Here is a 20,675-nt window from a genome sequence, read left to right as displayed (position 1 = left end):
GATCCCACCCACAATCCTCGACCCCGAACAAAAACCCCTCCGCAACACCGCCCACAACCCACCACCCGTACCCAACCCACCACCCACCCCGCAACCCACATCGACACCAACCCCAGCCCGGGCGGCGAAGCCAATGTCGGCACCCACACCCAGCCCGCCGCCCACACCCAGCCCGACATCCACACCCAGCCCGACATCCACACCCAGCCCGCCGTCCACGAGTTCCACCGCGGTGCCCTCAGCCGCCTTGACCGCCAGGGGGACACCCAGCCCGCCGCCTTTACCCAGCCTGGCAAGCACACTTAGCCCGGCAAGGACACCCAACCCGGCACCCACAGCGAGCCGGGAATCACCCCAAGCCCAACACCGCCGCCACTCCCGATCCCGATTCAAGCACCGGCCTGGACGTTGGCGTCACGGTCAACCACCCCCACCGCACGAACACCAATCACCACCCCGACACGAGTCCCGGTAGATCGCCTCGGCCAAGGCGGCGGGCAAATAGCGCCCGCCTGCGCCGAACACCCCAAATAGGAGTCACCCCTGGCCAAGAGCGCAATGAATCCATCGCGTCCTGCCCGCCTCCCACCAAACCCTGACACGAAAGCGTGGCACCCCAACGGAACCCGAGCGGCGAACCATGAGCTCCCCAGCGCGCAACACACGCAACGCTGCCGCGCACCCCTGCCCTGCCCATCAGGGCGTCAACGACCAAGGGCACCCACACACCGGCTCGCGGAACCCAACCGCCGGCGGGCAGGCCAGCTTCTGACGCATGCACGCACGCGAGCGCGCGGCACCTCCCGGCAGAACCAGCCGCGGGTCCGCAGGATCAGCCGACGGTCCACGGAACAGCCGCCGGTCCGCGCCCGCCTGCCGACGGGGCGGAGCTGCTCCCCAGCAGGTCGAACCCCGGCTGCTCGTTCGTACAGCCGAACTCAGCCATCCCGCCTCACCAACCGGAAGGTCGACACATGCTCCTCAGACCAGACGGGCGCCGCGCCCCTTCCCCCAACCAGGGCACGGAGCCCGCCACGCGCCAATACCGGCAGAGCAGAGCGCCCCCGGCAAGCCGCGGGACTCCAGCCAAGATCACCGGCCCGCAAGGTACGGCAGCCCGGGAAGGACCACCCACCAAGGGGTCGATCCATCCCGGGCCACCCCGATCACCACGAAACCCGATCGGTCGATCCGGCGGCTTCCTCCCGGCCGCGGACCAGGTCGGCGTACCGGCCGTCCGCGGCGAGGAGTTCCTCGTGCGTGCCTCGTTCTGCTACTTCTCCCTTGTCCAGCAGCACGATCTCGTCGGCGTGCCGGACGGTCGACAGGCGGTGCGCGATCGTGATCACCGTGCGGCCTGCCATGATCTCGTCCAGTGCCGCCGAGATTTCGCGTTCGGTGCGGGTGTCCAGTGCGCTCGTCGCCTCGTCGAGGAGCAGGACCGGTGGGTTGCGCAGGATCGTCCGAGCCAGCGCGATGCGCTGCTTTTCCCCGCCGGAGAAACGGAAACCTCGTTCTCCGACCACCGTTTCGTACCCCTCCGGCTGCCGTTCGATCACGTCGTGGATGCGCGCGGTTTTGGCCGCGGCCACGAGTTCCTCGTCGGTCGCGTCCTCCTTGGCGAACCGCAGGTTCTCCGCCACCGAGGCATGCAGCAGGTACGGTTCCTGGGACACCACGCCGAGAATTCCCGCCAGCGACTCGAAATCGTACTCCCGCACGTCGACGCCGTCGATGGTGATCGAGCCGGAGTCCACGTCGTACAGTCGCGCGAGCAGGTACCCGAGCGTCGTTTTCCCCGACCCGCTTTCCCCGACGACCGCCACTTTCGCGCCCCGCGGGACCACCAGGTCGACCTCACGCAGCGTCGGTTCGGGTGCGTCCTCGTGCCGGAACGACACGCGGTCGAACCGGACCTCGCCGCGGACGTTCTCCGGCGCGGCCTTCACGGGGTCCGCCGCCTCGACGATGTCGACCTTCCGGTCCTGGTAATCGAAAACACGCGCGAAAAGCGCCTTCATCGTCCGGAACTCGACTGCGGTGTGCAACAGGCTTTCCAACGGCCACACCAGCGTTTCCTGCAGCGCGATCATGGCCACGATCGTGCCGATGGTCATCGTCGGCGTGATCCCCATCAGGTACCCGCCGAGCAGGTAGGTGAGCGCCGGGATCGCGGACACCAGCAGCGTCACGATCGAGTACTCCCACTGCCCCGCGGTGTGCGACCGGACCTCGAGGTCGGCGACGTCGCGCGACGTGCGCGTGAACAGCGCGACCATCCGCCGCGCGCGGCCGGTGGTCTTGCTCAGCACCATGCCGGACACCGACAGCGATTCCTGCACCAGCGACGACATGTCCGCGAGCCGTTCCTGCTGCCGCGTGGTGACGCGTTCCCGCATTTCGCCGATCCGGCCGTTGATCCAGATCGACAACGGCAGGCCGATGAACGAAAACAGCGCGAGCCGCCAGTCCAGTACCAGCATGGAAATAATCGCGACGGCCACGATGGTGACATTTCGAGTCACTTCCACCGCAGTATTCGTCACGAACGACTGCATTCCGCCGATGTCCTGCGAAATCCGCGACTGGACCTCGCCGTTACGCGTCGACGTGAAGAACTTCAGCGACATTCGCTGCAGGTGCGAATACACCTTCACCCGCAGGTCGTGGATCACGGCCTGACCGACCCGCGACATGATCAGGATCTGCACCACGCTGATCAGCGCCTCGACCGCGGCAATCGCGACGAAGGCGCCGACCAGGAGCAGCAACAGCCGCATGTCCTTGCCCGGCAACGCGATGTCGACGATCGCTTTGATGACGAACGGGATCATCATCCCGACCACCGACGTGAGCATGATCAGCGCCAGTACGCCGCCCAGCCACCACTTGTAAGGAGCGAAAAGCCGCCAGATCCGCTTACCGTCGACCTTCACCGGCTCGGCCGGTGTTCCGGCGAATTCCACGCCCCGGACATCGCCCCAGAAGGAGTCCCCGAGGGACATTCCTCATTCCCTTTCCGTACTGCGGCAGAATGTTCCCGCGCGACCGCGCAGCACATCCCGATCCGATTTCCGCACGCGAAATGCTCGGACTCCCGTCCAGGAGGAGCACTTCCGCAGCTTGCCCACCAAAAAACCCGGCGCGCACGTCAAAAAACCCGGCGCGCAACCGGTTTTCACCTCATCGGTGACGGATGCGCCGTCTATTCAGTCCGTTCCGAAGCGCGATGGTAGGTCATACTCTGCACAGTAACCGCCCAGCGACACCCGGGCCATCCGTTAACCGGACGACCACGCCCCGCCGACCGGCCGGTCCACCCCCGCCGGATGGCTGGCGCCAGGTGGCGACCAGTGGCGCAGCGCACACCGAGCCGCGCCGACTACGGGGGCGCGATGTCCGCTTTACCGCGCTGCCACGCCGGTCAGATGGTGGGCCGGAGTGCCGTTCTCGAGCCGCTCAGCCATGGTGCCCACCTGCCGGATGAGGATGAGGGAAGCTCGGGCATCGGCAGGTGCATGACTTCGCCGCACTGAAACGACCCCTGGGCGGCCGGGCGGGCATCCGGGCTGAAACCGCAGGCGCGAGCCAGGAGGGCAACTGCACCGAAACCAGAAGCGCGAGTCACGCGGGAGCCGGGCCGAAGCCACAAAACGCGAATCACGCGGGGCCGAAACCCGAAATGCGAACCAGCCGGGCCGAAACCACAGCCGCAAGTCAGGCGGACGGGAACCAGAAGAGCGAGTCAACCGGGCAACCGGGCAACCGGGACGAAACCAGAAACGCGAACCTGCCCGGCCGAAACCACAACCGCGAGCCAGGCGGACCGCAACCACAACCCACAACCGCGAGCCAGCCGAACCAAAACCAGGACAGCCGTGGTCAGCAGCCCCACATCAGAAGGCCAGCCCGGGCCACGAGCACTCCGGTCAGGCCTCCTGCCGCCGGACTATTTCCGTGATCCAGGTCGGCGCATACGGTGACGTGCAGTTCGGTGGGGTCGGGTAGTCCTTCAGGACCCCCAACCGCTCCCCGATCGCGATTGCGCGGGCTCGTAGCGGCGGGTGCTCGATGCCGATCTGGGCCAGGCAGTGGTTCATCGCCCACTGGAGGCGGTCGGGGGCGGTCTGCAGGTCGGACTCGATGACGTCCAGCAGGGCGGGCAGGTCCAGGCCCTCGGGGTTCTTCGCGACTCGCTCGGTGGTCAGCGCCCAGCCTGCGCTCGCGACGACCGGGTCCGGATCGGCCAGCCAGGTGGTCCGGAGGTCCTCGGCGTACCGCGTCTTCTTGACGACGTAGCCGACCAGCCAGTCGTGCACCTTGGGCTTCTGCGCGGAGCGGAGCATCGCGTCGAGCTCGTCGCGGTCGAATGCCTTCGGGCGGCAGATCAGCAGCGCTACCAGCCGCGCCGCGGTGTCGCCGGTTCGCCACAGGTCGCGGGCCAGCTCGTGCTGGGTCTTGAGCTCCTTGGCCAGCGTCCGGAGCTTGCCGAGGTTGACGCCGTGGTCGTCCCCGTGCTTCTCGTTGACGGCGCGGATCTTCGGATCCTCCAGCGCCGCCAGCTCCTTCAAGACCCCATCGACCGTCGGCTCGACCACGAAAAACCTCCTGTACCGGCTGAAGCCCACCTTACGGGGGGCCGCGCGGCACCGGGGGTAACACGCGGGGGTGCCGAACCGTCTGACCTGCCGGGTAGCCGCGATTGGTGAACGCGGGCTGCGGCACCAACCCGACTATGGGGACTCCGCAGCCCGCCTCTGCGCCCGCGATGCAAGGAATACCAGGGTTACCTCGATCCCGGAAAGCTCGGAGGGCCCGGGCGGCCCAAGACCTCCGGGGAGCTCCAGCACGAGTTCACCTGCAAGCAACCCCAGCCGGAGTGCTGATCAGCCCAGAAACTCCTCCGCGGACGGGATCGGGTGGCGGACCCAGTTGTCCACCCGGGTGAACGTGGCGCCGCCCATGCGGCCGATCGGGTGGTAGGCGTCCTGGTCAAGGCGGCCGTCCGGGCGGAGCAAGGCGTCGTCCACCGATACGCCCAGTACTTCGCCGAATACCAAGTGTGAGCCCTTGAACTCGTCGACCTTCACCAGCGTGCATTCCAGGCTCGGCCCGGCGCCTGCGGGGTGCGGCACGCCGATCGACACCCCGGCGGCCCACGACAGGCCGACGGCGGCGGCTTCGTCCACTGTGGAATCCACTGCGGACGCTGTGCGCGCGATCAACTCCTCCTGTCCGCTCAGGGCCATCGTGATCGCGAACTCTCCCGAAGCGACGACGTTCGCCAAAGTGTCCTTCGCACCGCCGGAAACGGCGAAGACGACGGTCGGCGGGTCCATGGTCAGCGGGGCGAAGTAGCTGAACGGCGCGAGGTTCGCGACACCCGCGCTGTCCACTGTGCTCACCCAAGCAATCGGCCGTGGCACGATGGCGTTCTTCACCATCCACACGAACGCGCCGTGGTCGGCGTCGGTGTTGCTGCAGTACACCTGGCTCACAGCACACGCCCGCCCAGCACGGTCAGTTCCGACCGCGTCCGCAGCAGGTCCAAGCCCGAAGCGGTGAACGGGTCGTGGTCGAGGACAGCCAGGTCACCCACCGCACCCAACGACAGCGTCCCCGAGGAGCGTTCCAGCCAAGCCGGGCCGGTGGTCCACAGCCGCACGGCTTCCTCCCGCGTCAGCGGCGAAGACACCGCGGAAAACTCGTTCGGACCCGGGGAGCCGGTGAAAGTCGCGACCCCGCGTCGCCAGTCCGGGACGGTCACCGGGGCGTCCGAGCTGTCGGCGACCATCACGCCGTGGTCCAGCAAAGCCCGCGCGGGGAACGCAGACGACCACCGCGCCGCGCCGAGGATTCGTACCATCGAGGGGCCGCTGTACGTCCGCATGAGCGAGCTCGTGATCACGCCGATCCCGCCCCGCGCGAGCCGGCCGAGCACGTCCGGCGACAGGAACGTGCCGTGGATCAAGGCGTGCCGCGCGTCCGGCCACGGGTCGGCCGCCTGCGCTGCCTCGATGGCGTCGACCACCGCGTCCGCGGCCCGGTCGCCGGTCACGTGGACTTGCGCCCGTACCCGCCGCCGATGTGCGACCGCGACCAGCTCGTGCAGCTCGGCCAGCCGCGCACTGTCGTCCTCGCCAGCGGTCACGAGACTGCCGTGCCCGCCATCGGCGTACTGCGTGTGCATCCACGCCGTGCAGTGCGTCGGGACCCCGTCGGCGAACAGCTTGATCCCGCCGATCCGGAGCAGGTCGTCGCCTACCGAAAAGTCCGTCGAGTCCAGGAAACCAGCGAGATCCGCAGCGGACGTCGTCGGTGACGGCCAATTCCAGTGCAGCAGCGCGGTAACCCGCATTCGCAGCCGATCGGCCGCGTGCAGGTCGCGGTAGTCCTGCCACAGCCCGGGCGGCACGATCGGGTCGGTCAGGCTCGTCATGCCCAAGCCGTTCAACCGGGCCATCGCCCGCACGATCGCGTCCAGCCGCTCCTCCCGGCTCGGCGGCGGCACCAGCCCGGCCACCAGCTCCTGCGCGCTCTCCACGAGGACCCCGGTCGGCTCACCGGCCGCGTCCCGCACGAGCGAGCCCGCCACGGGATCCCGGGTCGCTGCGGTGATTCCGGCCCGCGCCAGCGCCGCGCTGTTGCACCACACCTGGTGCGACGAAGCGTGGTGCAGCACCGCCGGGCGCGACCCGGTCACGCCGTCCAGCCAGGTCCGCGACGGCATCGCCCGGCCGTCCGCGAACTCCGCGACGGTCGTCTCCCGCCAGCCGCGGCCGACGATCCACTCCCCCTCCGGCGCACCGGCCAGCGCCCGCGCCACCGCGTCGAGGTCCGCCGCGGTCGACAGGTCGACACAGAACTCCGGCCCGGCTGCGGCATGGAACGCGAGGTGGAGGTGGGCGTCGTTGAGCCCGGGGAGGACAGTCCGGCCGTCCAGCTCGACGATCCGCGCGTCAGTCGAAGCCGCAGCCAACGCATCATCACCAAGAGCAGCCACGCGACCGTCGGACACCAGCACGGCCGAGACAGTCCCCAAGGCAGGATCCAGCGTCCGGACCACCCCGCCGCGCAGCAGTAGATCCCTCATACTGCCGCCAATTCCGGCGCACCACTGGGTACCACGGCTTGATGCTCGGGATCCCACGCCACCGTCACGTCGTCCCCCGGGCGATGCTCGTGGACCGCGCCTGCCGAGAGCACCGCGCAACCACGGCTGCCGTCGTGGTACCGCAGCCAGATCCGCGTGTGATCGCCGACGTACACGATGTCGGTGACAGAAGCGCTCGTCCGCTGGTGTCCACTCGGGACCGCCGAAGTGCGGGAATGCAGCGTCAACCGTTCCGGCCGTACGATCGTCACCTCTCCCGGAGTGAGCGAAAGCGCATTGGATTCCCCGACAAACTGCGCCACAAAAAGGGTTTCCGGCCGTTCGTACAGTTCTTCCGGCGTACCCACCTGCTCGATCCGGCCGTCGTTGAACACCGCGATCCGGTCCGACAGCGTCAACGCTTCCTGTTGATCATGGGTCACGAAGAGAAACGTCATCCCCAATTCCCGGTGCATCCGCGCGATTTCGCGCTGCAATTGGTCCCGCAGCTTCTTGTCCAATGCACCCAGCGGTTCGTCCATCAGCAACGCCCGCGGCTCGTACACCACGGCCCGAGCCAGCGCGACCCGTTGCTGCTGCCCGCCGGAAAGCTGCCGCGGCAACCGATCCCGTACTGCCGACAGCCCGACCAGCTCCAGCACCTCGTCCACCCGCTGCGCGATCTCGGCCTTCGGCCGTTTCCGCTGCGACAGTCCAAAAGCGACATTCCGCGCCACCGACATGTGCGGAAACAACGCATACTGCTGGAACACCACGCCCAGATTGCGCCGGTGCGGTTTGAGCCGCGAGATCTCCTGACCGTCCACAGTGATCGATCCGGCGGTCAGCGGCGTGAACCCGGCGATCATCGACAGCATCGTCGTCTTGCCCGACCCGGACGGGCCGAGAAAAGTCATGAACTCGCCGTCGGCAATGTGCAGGGAAACGTCGTCCACGGCAGGCCGGTCCACTCCGGCGTACGCCTTGGTCACATTCGCGGTGGTGATGCCTTCAGTCATGGTTGCTCCGTCGGCGCAAGAAGGTGGGGACGAACAGCAGAATCGTGGTGAACACGACGATCAGGCTCGACGCGGCGGCAATCGTCGGGTCGATTTCCAGCACGATCGACTCGTACATCTTCACCGGCAGCGTCTTGATCGCCGGCGTCTGCAGGAAAAGCGCGACTACGACCTCGTCGAACGAAGTCGCGAAAGCGAAAATGAAACCCGTCGTCACACCCGGCGCAATGATCGGGAGGACCACTTTGCGCATTGTCGCGAACCGTGGCGCACCCAGGCTGGCGGCGGCTTTCTCCATGATCGGGTCGTACCCGGCGAGGCTCGTCTGCACCGACGTGAGCACGAACGGCAGCCCCAGCACGGCATGCGCCAGCACGAACCCGAGCATCGTGCCGTTCAGCTGCCAGCGCAGGAAAACCCCGTAGATCGCGACCGCGACCACGATGCCGGGCAGGATCATCGGCGCCATCAGCAGCTGCCGCACCAGACCACGGCCGCGGAAGCGCACTCGGTCGAGTGCCAGCGCGGCGGCCACGCCGAGCACCGTGGCCAGCGCCGCCGCGAGCAGCCCGACTTGCACGGAGTTCGCCAACGCAGCCAGCCATTGCTTGCTGGTGAAGAATTCCGCGTACCAGTGCCACGACCAGCGCTCCGGCGGGAATTGGAACGTCGAACCCGCCCCGAAGCTCATCGGGATCACCACGAGTGTCGGCGCGACCAGCACGAACGCCACCACCGCGACCCACCCCCGCAGGCCCCAGCCGAGGCTGCGCTGCCGCAATGCAGCGCGGCTGATGGAAGGTTTATCGGTCACGGTCGGCACCTCCTGCCGCACTGGTGCCCAGCGGGGCGGCCACCCGGCTGAGCAGGGCGAGCACCACGAGCGTGAGGACCAGCAGGATCGCGCCGAGCGCACCGGCGCCCGCGAAGTCCAGCAGGTCGTTGACCTGGGTACCGATCACCTGCGCGACCAGCGCCTGCTGCGGCGTACCCAGCAGCGCGGGCGTGATGTAGAAGCCGAGCGACATGATGAACACCACCGAAACCCCGGCCAGCACGCCCGGCATCGACAGCGGCAGGTACACCCGCAGGAACGCGACCGGACGACGGGCGCCGAGGCTTCCCGCGGCGTGCAGCAGGCTGCGGTCGATGCCGAGCATCGCGCTTTGCAGTGGCAGCACCATGAACGGCAGCATCACCTGCACCATCGCCACCGTCACGCCAGCCACCGACCCCAGCAGCACCACGCCGTCGATTCCGATGGCGGACAACAGGTTCTCGATCACTCCGCCGCGTTGTTCCAGCACGTACCAGGCGAAGTTGCGGGCCATCAGGCTGGTCCAGAACGGCATCAGCACCAGCAGGGTCAGCACTCCGCGGGCCTGGCGCCCGACGAGTGTCATCGCGTACGCATACGGATACGCGACGACGAGCGTCGCAACCGTGATGATCAACGCGGTCCGCAAAGTGCGCAGTACCACGCGAATCTGCACCTCGTCACCAAGCACCGCGAGGTAGTTGCCGACGCCGAAGGACGGTTCGGTGAAGCTGCGCCACAGGATCACGGCGAGCGGGTAGAAGAAGAACACCGCGACCACCGCCGCGGCCGGGAGCAGCAGCCAGGAAGTCCGCCGCGTGCCGTGCTCCACGGCCGGGCGGCGGGTCAGTACGGCGGTCATCCCGTGGTCCAATCCGACCACGCCTTCACGAGCCGGGGCCGGTTCGCCGCCCACCAGCGCACGTCACTGAGCACTCGCAAGCCTTCCTTCTCATCCCCCCAGATGTCGAGCTGCCGTCCGATCTCCGACCGCGCGGCCGGGGCGGCCGTGTTAGCCGGTCCGACCCCTGCCCGCGCGGCGAAATCCGCTGCCTGCGCCGGTTCCGAGGCGAACCGGATGAGCTTCTTCGCCTCTTCGGCGCGTGCCGTCCCCTTCGGCACCACCAGGACGTCCCAGGTCACCGGGACCGGAATGCCCGGCACCACTTTCCAGTTCGTCGCACCCGCCTTGAGCAGCGAGAACGCCCGCGCGCTGACGATCAGCGCCAGGTCCGCCTGGCCGCCGGCCATCCGCTGCTGCTGATCGCCGTACGTGCTGGTGATCGTGAGCTGCGGGCGGATCCGGTCGTACATCCCGAGGGCACGCTTCATGTCAAGCGGGTACAGCCGGTTCCGCGGCACGCCGTCGGCCAGCAGCGCGGCTTCGATGGTGCCGACACTCGGGTCGCCGCCGTAAATGATCCGCCGCCCGGGGAACTGCTTCGGGTCGAAGAAGTCCGCGAGCTTGGTCGGCGGATGGTTGCCGTACACCTTCGAGTCGTACATCAGCATCATGCCGAAGAACGCGTCCGGCACCCCGCAGTCGGTGAGCGAGCCGTCCGGGAATCCGGCGGCCTGCGGTCCCATGTCGATCGGTTCGAGCAGGCTCCCGCACACCGCGGCCGCCGCGGACGCATCCGTGTCCACGACATCCCAGGTCACCTTGCCCGCCTCGACCATCGCCTTGAGCTTGGCGTTGCTCGACGGGCCGTCGATGGTGACCGTGGTCCCGGTGCGCTGTTCGTACGGGTCGAGCCACGCGGCGCGCTGACCGGCCTGGTAGGCGCCCTGGCCGTAGGAGACGAACACGAGCGAGTTCGGGCCGCCCTCCGAGATCGCGCATCCGGAGGTGGCCAGCAGAAGCACGGCGGACAACAGCGTCGGTATCCGGCGTTTCATCGGCTCAGCCCGCCGCGGCCGCGACGTGTCGGCACAGCACGTCGGCCAGGGTGTCGATCTGCTCCTCGGTGATGACCAGCGGCGGCGACAGCACAATGCTGGTCCCGGACGCGCGTACCACCACGCCGTCGGCACGGCAGCCCGCCTGGACCGGCGCGGTCGGCCGGTCCGCGAACTCGATGCCGAGCATCAACCCCACCCCGCGCACCTCGCGGACGTGCGGCAACGCGGCGAGCGGATCGAGCCGCGCGCGCAGCCGGGCGCCGAGGACGCGGGCGCGTTCGAGCAGGTTCTCCTTCTCGATGATGTCCAGGTTCGCGAGCGCGACCGCCGCGCCGACCGGGTGGCCGTTGTAGGTGAAGCCGTGCAGGAACGTTGCGCCGTCGGCGAGTTCGAGCACCCTCCGTCCGATGAGGACCGCACCCATCGGAATGTACCCGCTGGTGAGCCCTTTCGCGGTGACGATCATGTCCGGCTCCATGCCGAAGTGCTCGCTGCCGAACCAGTGCCCGGTGCGGCCGAACGCGGTCACGATCTCGTCGGCGATCAGCAGGATCCCGTGCCGGCGCAGGACTTCCTGCACGCGCGGCCAGTACCCGTCCGGCGGCGGCACCATCCCGCCGACGCCGAGCACCGGTTCCCCGATGAACGCGGCGATCCGGTGCGCACCGATCTCGTCGATGCGCTTCTCCAGGTCGGCCACGAGGAGATCGGTGGCATCCGGGCTCAGACCGTGTGGCTTGCCGAGCCATTCGACGTCCGGCAGCAGCGGGCCGAACCCGGCCCGCAGGCCCTCGATCCCGGTCGCGGCAAGGGAAGCGCCACCCATGCCGTGGTACCCGCCGTGCCGCGCGAGCACCACCGTGCGCTCGGGCGAACCGGCGTGGTGGAAGGCTAGCCGGGCGAGTTTGATCGCGGTTTCGTTGCCTTCCGACCCGCCGTTGGTGAGGAAGACGCGTTCCAGCCCAGCCGGGGCGAGTGACAGCAGACGTTCGGCGAGGCGGATCGACGGGGCGTTGGAGTAGTCGCCGAAGGACGAGTAGAACTCGAGGCGGCGGATCTGCTCGGCGGCGACGTCGGCGAGCTCGGCGCGGCCGTGGCCGACCGGGCATTGCCACAAACCGCAGGTCCCGTCGAGGTACTGGTTGCCGTCGGTGTCCCACAGCAACGCGCCTTCCCCGCGGTCGAGGACGAACGGTTCGGCCGGGGCGCCGATCACGGTGTGCGGATGGATGAGGGTGCGCTGGTCAACGGCAGCGAGGGTCACTTGGGGAGTCCTTTCAGTGCAGCCGCAGTGCGACGGCTTTGGTCTCGGTGTAGGCGTCGATGCCTTCGGCACCGCCTTCGCGTTCCTGGCCGGAGTTCTTCTGGCCGCCGAAGGGAAGTTCCGGGCGGACCGGCGCCGGGTCGTTCACGCCGAGGACGCCGAAGTCGAGCCGGTCGAGCGTGCGCCAGAGGCGGCGGAGGTCGTTGCCGAACACGTACGCGGCGAGGCCGTAGTCGGTGGAGTTGGCCAGCTCGACGGCCTCGTCGTCGGTGGCGAAGGCCGAGACGGCGAGCACCGGGCCGAACGTTTCCTCGTGGCTGATCAGCATGTCCGGTGTGACGTCGACGAGCACGGTCGGCTCGAAGAAATGCCCCGGCAGATCGTCGCGGCGGTGCCCGCCCACCAGCACCTGCGCGCCTTTGCCGACGGCATCGGCGACCTGGTTTTCGACCTTCGTCAGCCCGGCTTCGTCGATGAGCGGGCCGACATTCGTCCCCTCCGCGTCGCCGCGGCCGACCCGCAGCGCGGCGGTCTTCTTTTCGATCAGCGCGAGCAGGTCGTCCTTGATGCTCTCGTGCACGTAAAGCCGGTTCACCGCGGTGCAGCTCTGCCCGGCGTTGAAGAACTTCCCGGCGACGACCCCCGCGGCGGCCGCTTCGAGGTCGGCGTCGTCGAACACGATGGCCGGGGAGTGCCCGCCCATTTCCAGCGACGTGCGGCGGAGAAGGTCGCCGGTCTGCCGCAGCAGACCCAGCCCGACCTCGGTCGACCCGGTGAAGCTGACCTTGCGCAGCCGCCGGTCCGCCAGCAGCTCACCGACGAGCTCGCCCGGCCGGGTCGTGGTCAGCGATTGCAAGACGCCCGCGGGCAGGCCGGTGTCCTGCACGATCCGCAGCAGCGCGGTGGCGATGAGCGGCGTCTGCTCGGCGGGTTTCGCGATCACCGGGCAGCCCGCGGCGAGCGCCAGTCCGACCTTGCGCAGCAGCATGCTGGCCGGGAAGTTCCACGGCGTGATCGCGAGAACCGGCCCGACCGGCGCGCGCAGCACGAGCCCCGGACCTGCGGCGTTCGCCGGGGTGACCCGTCCGTAAGCTCGACGGCCCTCTTCCGCGGCCCATTCCAGCATCCGCGCGGCACCGGCCAGCTCGCCGTTCGCTTCCGCCAGCGGTTTTCCGTTCTCGCGGCTCAGCAGGGTGGCGAGTTCTCCTTGCCGGGTACGGATTTCCGCGGCGGCGGCACGAAGGTAGCCACCGCGGGTCTCCGGGTCGGTGTCGGCCCAGCCGCGGAATGCGGCCGCCGCGGAGGTCAGCGCTTCCTGCGCCTGCCCGGGTCCCGCGTCGGCGGCCTGGCCGAGCACGGTGCGGCTCGCGGGGTCGACGACGTCGAACGTCGCCGGGGCGGAGACCCAGCGGCCGTCGATCAGCAAGGTAGCGGGCATCAGGTCGCCTTTCGCATCGGTGGGGGGACGCGCTGAGTCTGACCCCAGGTGTTGATTAAGTCAACACCTGATTTTTGCTGCACTGCAAGGGAAAAGGCAGCACTGAAGACCCCGATGACTCATCGGGGTCGTTCGGTGATGCAGTTCAGTGCGCGGCGGCGAGCAGGCCGCGCAGGGCTTCGAGCGCCGGGCCCGGATCGACGTCCGGGTCCGCCACTTGATGCAGGAACATCCCATCGAGCGCATAGAAGACGAGCTGCGCGAGCCCGTCCCCGGCAGGCAGTTCCTTGCCGACCGCGGCGAGGTAGCCGTCGTAGAGCCGCCGCACCACCGGGCGCAGCTCGGGCCGCCGCGCCGACTCCACCACGAGCTGGTACTGGAAAATCTGGAGCGCCGCACTGTCCCGGAACCGTTGGCGCACCTCGGGACCGTCGGCGTACACCCCGGTGCGGGCGCCGATCAGGCCGTTCTCCGCGCTTTCCTCGAGCACCAGGTCCAAAGAGGACTGGAGCAGGTCGTCGAGCGAGGAGAAATGGTGCTGCACCGCACCCGTGGTGCAACCGGCCGTTTTGGCGACCGCGCGATAGGTGAGGCCGCGCAGGCCTTCCGCGGCCACCACCTCGACCGCGGCGCGGCGCAGCGCGCGTTTGAGCTCCGTCGAGTCTTCGGGCACTTCGCGTCCTCCTTCCGATCGGCCCGAGGGTACATTACAGATGTAATGTAGAGCTAGCGCCGGTCAGGAATCGCCCGGAAACCCGTAGTCCCAGTCGATCTCCCACAGCAGGAGGGAGCCGTCCGACATCCCGGAGACCACGTGGTGCGCGCTCGGCGTCATCGCCGCGGACGCCACGTACGTGCGTTTGACCTGGTGCAGGCAGCGCCCGGCGAAGAGGTCCCACCAGCGCATCGTCTGGTCCTCGCCGCCGGACAGCGCGTGCCGTCCGTCGGCGCTGATGGCGACGGAGTTGATCTGCGCCGTGTGCCCGGCGGGCAGCGGGCGGCCGGTCCCGGTGGCGAGATCCCAGGCGACCACGGCGCCGGTGGTGCTGCCGGACACCGCGTAACGGCCGTCCGGCGTCACCGCGACCGCGCCGATCGAACCGCCGCTTTCGTCCGGGAAAACGCGGAGACATTCGCCTGTGGCCAGGTCCCACCAGCGCATCGTCCGGTCGGCGGCGCCGGACAGCGCGTACCGCCCGTTCGCGGTCACCGCCACCCCGTTGAGGTGCCCGTCGTGCCCGGCGAGGGTGCGGTATTCGCCGGTGGGCAGGTTCCACCAGCGCAGCAGGTGATCGGTGCTGCCGGTGAGCGCGCGACGGCCGTCGGGGGTGATGGCCGCGGCGAAGGTGATCAGTTCGTCGTCGAGCGGCCGCGCGGCCCGGCGTTTGCCCTGGCTGAGGTCCCACCAGTGCACGTAGTGGTCACCGACGGAGACGGCGGAGCGGCCGTCGGGGGTCACGTCGATCTCGTGCGCGAGGCCGTCGTCGCTGTCCAGTACCTGTTTGCACTGCCCGGTCGTGAGGTCCCACCAGCGCAGGAGGGTGTCGGCGGTCGAGCACAGCGCATGCCGTCCGTTCGACGTGATGGCCACCGCCCGCGCAAGGTGGCCCGGCGCGTCCAGGTGCCGGGTCTGCCTGCTGCCGATGATCGTCGTCCGCTGTCCACTGTGGCCGGTCTGGCGCCAGAGCTGCGCCAGGTCCGGGTTGTTCTCGAATCCGGCGACCGACCGGGCGGCACGGAGTTCCCCTGCCGCACCGGGAGCGTTGCCACGGTCGAGGAGGGCCCGGGCGGCGCCGAGGTGCCGTTCGAAGATGTCCGCCTGCCTGCCCAGGTCCACTGTGGACCTCGGACGGCTGTACCGCCATGGGGCCGGGGTGCCGGTTTTCAGTGCCCATTGGTAGACGGTGCGCTCGGACCCACTGAAGAATGCGGTTCCCTGGTGGAGGGTCACCTGGTCGATCGTTCCGTCGACGTCCACGGTGCGCAGGCAACGGCCGGTGTCGAGGTCCCACCAGGTCAGTTCACCGGAGTTGTTGCCCGCGACGAGATTGTGGCCATCGACGGCCACGGCGTGGAAGGGTGAGGAGAGCACGTCGAGGACGCGGTGCTGGTAGGTCATCACGCGCACGCATCGGCCGGTGAAGTCCCACTGGCGAAGGGTGCCGTCGTGTCCGCCTGAGACGAAGCCGTCGGGCAGCAACGCGAGCGTGTAGACCGCTTTGCGGTGCCCGCGGAAGATCTGGTCCCCATGGCGGATGAGACCGTCTTCCCCGGCAGACAGCAGGTCGCCGTTTGGCAAGAGCACCAGGTGGTTCACCGGTCCGTCGTGTGCATGGACCGTTTGCTGCACATTTGCCGTTTCGACGTGCCACCACCACAGCGTTCCTGCCTCATCACCGGCCACAATGGACTTGCCGTCCGTGGCGATGGTTCGGATGCTGCTGTCGCCCTGATAAATGCGCAGGCAGGTGCCGGTGTTCGGATCCCACAGCCGGACCGTGCCGTCCGCACCGCCGGAAATGATCTGCCCGTCCATTGTGGAGACCGCATGCACCGGTCCACTGTGGCCGATCATGGTCCGTTCGCATTGTCCGGTCTGGAGATTCCACCAGCGGACAATGCCGTCTTCACCGCCGTCAGCCGCGTATTCTCCGGCGATCCTCAGTGGACAGCTTTCGCCGTCGTATCCCGCCAACGATACGTGCGGGATCTCCTGACCGTCGTCCCGGCGTTCGGTGTGCACGGCAGCGAGCACGTCCGCCAGGTCTTGGGCGCGGGAATCGCCGTCCGGCACGGAAAAGCGGAAGCGGTCGAGGTGTTCGACGAGGTCGATGTCGGTGATTTCGGCTTCGTGCCAACGGCAGAGCGCAGCGTTGACCGTCGCGTCGAGATGCCGGGGATCGGCTTCGAGGGCAGCGTTCCAGAACTCCTTGGCCTGATTGGTCCGGCCGAGGTCCACCATGGACAGTGCCTTGTTGTTGAACCCGTCGGCGAGCACTGCCACCGCGCTGGTTGCCGGGCGCGGGTACGGTTTCCCAGTTTCCTTGGCGTAGATCTCGATCAGCCGGTCGGCGAGTACCCCCAGGTCGGCGGGGCGGGCCGCCGGGTCGTAGGTCAAACATTCCCGCAACAGACGGGCGACCGATTTCGGGATCCGCACCTCGTCGACCGCTGCCGCGGCCAGTGCACCGATCCGCCAGGTCACCTTGCCGGTGAACAGTTCCAGCACGGAAACCGCCCACGACCACACGTCACCACGACGTCCGGCGCGCAGCCCGTTGTACTGTTCCGGCGACGCATAGGCCGGGGTGAGGCCGCGATGGGTGACGAGGATCGACTCCGTACCTTCGAGCGGGCCGCTCGGGCCGGACCGCTGCTGCGCGCGGGCGAGGCCGAAGTCAGTGATCTTCACGACGCCGTCCCTGGTGAGCAAAGCGTTGCTGGGCTTCACATCCTGGTGCACGACACCGGCCTCGTGCGCGACATGCAGGCCCCACGCCATCTGGATCGCGATGTCCAGGATCCGGCCGAGCCCGCGCACCTGCCCGGCCCGGATCGCCTCGGCCACCGTGCCGCCCTCGACGTACTCGGCGAAGATCCGCGGCACCCCGTCGAGCACGCGGACGTAGTGGCAGGTACACAGGTTCGGATGCGGGGGCAGCCCGACCCACACCTCGGCTTCCTCGACGAACGCACCGAGCCCGGACAACCACATCCGCGGCAGCGGGCTCTTCACCGCGAGGTCCATCCCCCAGCCGAGGTGCCGCACGCGATGCACCACGCCCATCCCACCCGCGCCGAGCTCATGCTCGATCCGGTACGTGCCCAGTACGGTCCGGCCGATCTCCCAGCCGATGCCACCGCCTTCGTCCACAGTGGACTCGGTACCGGTGAGCGTCGGCGCGGCCGGGACTGCCTTGCGCTGCTTCCGGAACCGCACTTCCCGTCCTCCTCCGTGGTTCAGCCGAGCTCAGTGGTTCCAGTCCAGCGCAGTGGTTCCAGTCCAGCTCAGTGGTTCCAGTCGAGCGCCCAGACGAGGACCGCGCCGTCCCGGCTGCCGGAAAGCGCCGACCAGCCGTCCGCCGCGACGGCGACCGCGCAGACCTCGTCGTCGTGCCCGGTCAGCAGCCGCACACTCGCGCCGGTCGCCAGCTGCCGCAACCGGACGGTGCCGTCGGCTCCCGCGGTGAAGACGTGCTCGCCACCCGGAACCAGCCCCAGCGCGAGCAGCGGCCCTTGGTGCCCGGTCATGCTTTCGAGCCGGTTCCCGCTGGGCAGCTGCCACTGTTGCAGGTTCCCGCAGTCCTCCCCGGACAGGGCGAGACTGCCGTCGGGAGTCAGCGCGACGGCCCGCGCCCCGCACGAGTGACTGCGTAACGTCTGACGGCATTCTCCGGTCGCGATGTCCCACCACCGCACCGTGGTGTCCGCGCTACCCGAGACCACCGCGCGCCCGTCCGGCTGGACTGCCACCGCGTAAATCCGGTCGGTGTGCCCGGAAAGGACTCGCAGACATTCACCGGTGCGGAGATCCCACCAGCGCACGGTGTTGTCCGCGCTGCCGGACACGGCGTGCCCAGCCATCGCCGGTACCGCAACCGCGGTGACCTCGTCGGCGTGTCCGGAAAGGACTCGGAGACATTCACCCGTGGCAAGATCCCAATGGCGCACCGTGTGATCGGCGCTCGCCGACACCGCGGTCCGGCCGTCCGGTACGAACGCGACAGACGTCACCGCGTCGTGGTGCCCGGTGAATTCGGCGCGGCACTCCCCCGTTTCGAGATCCCAATGGCGTACCACGTAATCCCAGCCCGCGGTGAGCGCGGTCTGCTTGCCCAGCGCGAGCGAGGTCAACCCGGCGGGATTGTCGATGCGCTGGACCTGGCGGGCGTCGGCGAACGTCGTGCGGGTGCGGTGTTTACCGGCCTCTCGCCACAGTTCCAGTACTTCCGGATGCCGGGCGTGGCCGGGAATCCTGCGTGCCGTCCGCAGTCTTTTCGTTGCCGCGTCGAATTCGTTTGCCGCCAAGAGGTCTCGCGCTTCCGTGATTTCCGTGCGGAGCTCGCTTTCGTTTTTTTCGAGCTCCTTCGCCGCGGCGACCGGACTGTACTGCCATGACACGGGCTGTGGTTCCCGGTGCCCCCACGTCCGGACGATATGGTCACTGGCCGCCGAAAAGACCTGACTGCCGTCAGCCGTGATCGCCACCGCGAGGACGATGTACTCGTGGTCGATCGTGCGTAGGCACCGTCCATTGTGGAGGTCCCAGTAGCGAAGAGTCCGATCCAGACCGCCGCTCACGCCGTACCGGCCATCGGCGGAAATCGCCGCTGACCACACGCGGGCCTTGTTCCCGGTGATCGTGCGCAGGCACTGTCCAGTGTGGAGGTCCCAATAGCGCAGGGTCCGGTCCTTGCTCGCCGACAACGCGTACCGGCCATCGGGGGTGATGGAGACCGACTGCATGTGGTCGGTGTGCCCGGAAAGCGTGTGCACACACTGTCCACTGTGGAGGTCCCACCAGCGCAGCATGCCCTGGTTTCCGCCTGCCGCAAGGTATCGGCCGTCCGGTGTCACGGCCACCGAAAGCACGCAGACCTCTTCCGTCGCGACCGTCTGCACCAACCGCCCGCTGCGCAGGTCCCACTGCAGGATCTGGCCGTCCTCCCCGCCGGACACCGCGTACTGGCCGTCCGCGGTCATGGTGAGGCCGCGGATCCGTCCTTTGTGGGCAGACCACTTCCGCACGCAGCGCCCGTTTTCCAAGTGCCACAGGCGGATTTTCCCGTCGGCGTCTCCGGACAGCGCATACTGGCCGTCCGGCGTCACCGCCACCGGCCAGACGTCGGTGGTGTGCCCGGAGAGCTTGACCACGTCTTCGGCGCCGACATCCCACCAGCGCACGCCGCCGTCCTCCGCACCCCACACGACGCGCCGCCCGTCCGGGGTGCACGCCATCCCCCAAGACCAGCCGGAGTTGCAGGTCGCGGTAGCCGGTGGCCCTGCCTCGCCACCCTCCTGGCCGAGGAGCGTCCGCAGTTCGCCGACCGGTTCGTCCACCGCCTGTTCGACCGCCTCGATCCGGCGGGTCACCTCGTCGTCGGTGATCTCGGCGGCGCGCCACTGGAACAGGCCTTGGTTGAAGGTCGCGCCGGGATGGCGGTGGTCGGCTCGCAACGCGTGCGCCCAGCACTCCTCGGCCGCCGCCCGCTCCCCCGCCAGTGCAAACGAGATCGCGCGGTTGTTCCAGTGCCCGGCCGTCGGCGCCACCACCCGCGGCACGGCGCGGCTGCCGGGGTGGATCGCCAGCAACCGCTCGGCAGCGACCTTCGCGGTCGGGCTTGTCCGCAACACCCCCGCGACGGTGTCGGAAACCGGCCCCAGCTGCGCCACCGTGTCCGCCAGCGCCCGCATGTCCTCGGCAGCCGAACCCAGGCGCAGGGAACGGAAATCGGTCAGCCGTACGACGCCGTCGGTGCCGATGACCGCACCGGTCGCATCGAGGCGTCCGTAGGTGAGACCGGCCTCGTGTACCGCCTGGAGCGCCCAAGCCAGCTGAACGGCCACGTCGGCGACGTCGGCCTCCGTCGCGAATCGCCCGTTCTTCGCCGCCTGGCCGAGGTCTTCGCCGGTCGCCTCCTCGGCGGCGACTTGGACCCTGCCGTCGATCAGCCGGAGGCCGTGGCAGGCGCGCAGGTGAGGGTGGAGCGGGAGTTCGAGCCACGTCCGGATTTCGACGAGCAGCGCTCCGGCTTCGGCTCGCCGAGCCGCTTCGGCTGCTCGGGCGGCGTTCTCGGCCGCCTCCGCCACGGGAGCGACGGCCGCCGCGCGCCTGCCGTCCGGGGCCGGCCCGGCCGCCGAGGACGCGAGGCCACCGACCTGAGGCACACCATCCGTGCCGACCGGCGGCATCGGTTCCATCGGCTCCGAGGCAGGGTGCTTCCGCCCGAACAATCGCCAGTTCCTCGGCACTCCGGTCCTCCTCGATCCGCCCTGTGCGGGGACAGCCTGCCACGCCGTCCACGGGAGGGGTCCCGGTTCCGCTAAGAGGTCCTAACAGAATGATCTTGGTTTGTGGTTTGATGTCTCCTGTTGTTGATCATGTGGCGGGAGGTTGGTGTGGCCCAGCGCAGGCCGTGGGA

13 protein-coding genes and 1 pseudogene are annotated in these 20,675 nt (G+C 68.7%); 1 reads left to right on the top strand and 13 read right to left on the bottom strand.

Features of this window, described 5'->3' with window-relative positions; genetic code table 11:
- Positions 1–306, top strand: a pseudogene (locus tag OO71_RS51850) (hypothetical protein); the annotation flags it as partial.
- Between the two features lie 860 nt (positions 307–1,166).
- Here the strand turns inward: OO71_RS51850 and OO71_RS44980 are convergent.
- From OO71_RS44980 to OO71_RS44920, 13 genes are all read right to left on the bottom strand, one after another.
- The gene (locus tag OO71_RS44980) at positions 1,167–3,005 is read right to left on the bottom strand and encodes an ABC transporter ATP-binding protein (RefSeq protein ID WP_051793213.1); all 1,839 of its coding nucleotides are present in this window, start codon (positions 3,003–3,005) and stop codon (positions 1,167–1,169) included.
- A gap of 924 nt (positions 3,006–3,929) precedes the next feature.
- Positions 3,930–4,598 carry a DNA alkylation repair protein gene (locus OO71_RS44975; RefSeq protein ID WP_033296251.1) on the bottom strand — a complete coding sequence of 223 codons (669 nt, stop codon included), beginning with the start codon at positions 4,596–4,598 and terminating at the stop codon, positions 3,930–3,932.
- A 288-nt stretch (positions 4,599–4,886) separates the two neighbouring features.
- A complete protein-coding gene (locus OO71_RS44970) occupies positions 4,887–5,498 on the bottom strand; it encodes a flavin reductase family protein (RefSeq protein ID WP_051793211.1) in 612 nt (203 codons plus the stop codon).
- The gene (locus OO71_RS44965) at positions 5,495–7,093 is read right to left on the bottom strand and encodes an amidohydrolase (protein ID WP_033296250.1); all 1,599 of its coding nucleotides are present in this window, start codon (positions 7,091–7,093) and stop codon (positions 5,495–5,497) included. The genes OO71_RS44970 and OO71_RS44965 overlap by 4 nt, the downstream gene beginning before the upstream one ends.
- Positions 7,090–8,112, bottom strand: coding sequence for an ABC transporter ATP-binding protein (locus OO71_RS44960; RefSeq protein WP_033296249.1), 1,023 nt, complete (start codon positions 8,110–8,112; stop codon positions 7,090–7,092). The genes OO71_RS44965 and OO71_RS44960 overlap by 4 nt, the downstream gene beginning before the upstream one ends.
- Positions 8,105–8,926, bottom strand: coding sequence for an ABC transporter permease (locus tag OO71_RS44955; protein ID WP_084145785.1), 822 nt, complete (start codon positions 8,924–8,926; stop codon positions 8,105–8,107). The genes OO71_RS44960 and OO71_RS44955 overlap by 8 nt, the downstream gene beginning before the upstream one ends.
- Complete coding sequence (locus tag OO71_RS44950; RefSeq protein ID WP_033296252.1) at positions 8,916–9,791, bottom strand: ABC transporter permease; 876 nt, start codon at positions 9,789–9,791, stop codon at positions 8,916–8,918. The genes OO71_RS44955 and OO71_RS44950 overlap by 11 nt, the downstream gene beginning before the upstream one ends.
- Positions 9,788–10,828 carry an extracellular solute-binding protein gene (locus tag OO71_RS44945; RefSeq protein WP_033296248.1) on the bottom strand — a complete coding sequence of 347 codons (1,041 nt, stop codon included), beginning with the start codon at positions 10,826–10,828 and terminating at the stop codon, positions 9,788–9,790. The genes OO71_RS44950 and OO71_RS44945 overlap by 4 nt, the downstream gene beginning before the upstream one ends.
- Positions 10,829–10,832: 4 nt before the next feature.
- Complete coding sequence (locus OO71_RS44940) at positions 10,833–12,095, bottom strand: aminotransferase family protein (protein WP_033296247.1); 1,263 nt, start codon at positions 12,093–12,095, stop codon at positions 10,833–10,835.
- A gap of 13 nt (positions 12,096–12,108) precedes the next feature.
- Positions 12,109–13,533, bottom strand: a complete 1,425-nt coding sequence (locus OO71_RS44935) for an NAD-dependent succinate-semialdehyde dehydrogenase (RefSeq protein ID WP_033296246.1) — start codon at positions 13,531–13,533, stop codon at positions 12,109–12,111.
- A 145-nt stretch (positions 13,534–13,678) separates the two neighbouring features.
- Positions 13,679–14,206 carry a TetR/AcrR family transcriptional regulator gene (locus OO71_RS44930; RefSeq protein WP_033296245.1) on the bottom strand — a complete coding sequence of 176 codons (528 nt, stop codon included), beginning with the start codon at positions 14,204–14,206 and terminating at the stop codon, positions 13,679–13,681.
- A gap of 63 nt (positions 14,207–14,269) precedes the next feature.
- Positions 14,270–17,473: a WD40 repeat domain-containing serine/threonine protein kinase gene (locus OO71_RS44925; RefSeq protein ID WP_033296244.1), complete on the bottom strand. Its 3,204-nt coding sequence runs from the start codon at positions 17,471–17,473 to the stop codon at positions 14,270–14,272.
- Positions 17,474–17,541: 68 nt separating this feature from the next.
- Positions 17,542–20,421, bottom strand: coding sequence for a WD40 repeat domain-containing protein (locus OO71_RS44920; RefSeq protein WP_162186191.1), 2,880 nt, complete (start codon positions 20,419–20,421; stop codon positions 17,542–17,544).
- Positions 20,422–20,675 lie beyond the last annotated feature (254 nt).

The sequence above is a fragment of the Amycolatopsis jejuensis genome (assembly GCF_000717335.1).
Taxonomy (GTDB): domain Bacteria; phylum Actinomycetota; class Actinomycetes; order Mycobacteriales; family Pseudonocardiaceae; genus Amycolatopsis; species Amycolatopsis jejuensis.
This window is presented reverse-complemented; position numbering and strand designations above follow the sequence as displayed.

Excerpts from the sequence above, each read along its gene's own strand:
- OO71_RS44965 (WP_033296250.1), bottom strand. The coding sequence starts at position 7,093 with ATGAGGGATCTACTGCTGCGCGGCGGGGTGGTCCGGACGCTGGATCCT.
- OO71_RS44980 (WP_051793213.1), bottom strand. The coding sequence starts at position 3,005 with ATGTCCCTCGGGGACTCCTTCTGGGGCGATGTCCGGGGCGTGGAATTC.
- OO71_RS44935 (WP_033296246.1), bottom strand. The coding sequence starts at position 13,533 with ATGCCCGCTACCTTGCTGATCGACGGCCGCTGGGTCTCCGCCCCGGCG.
- OO71_RS44950 (WP_033296252.1), bottom strand. The coding sequence starts at position 9,791 with ATGACCGCCGTACTGACCCGCCGCCCGGCCGTGGAGCACGGCACGCGG.
- OO71_RS44945 (WP_033296248.1), bottom strand. The coding sequence starts at position 10,828 with ATGAAACGCCGGATACCGACGCTGTTGTCCGCCGTGCTTCTGCTGGCC.
- OO71_RS44960 (WP_033296249.1), bottom strand. The coding sequence starts at position 8,112 with ATGACTGAAGGCATCACCACCGCGAATGTGACCAAGGCGTACGCCGGA.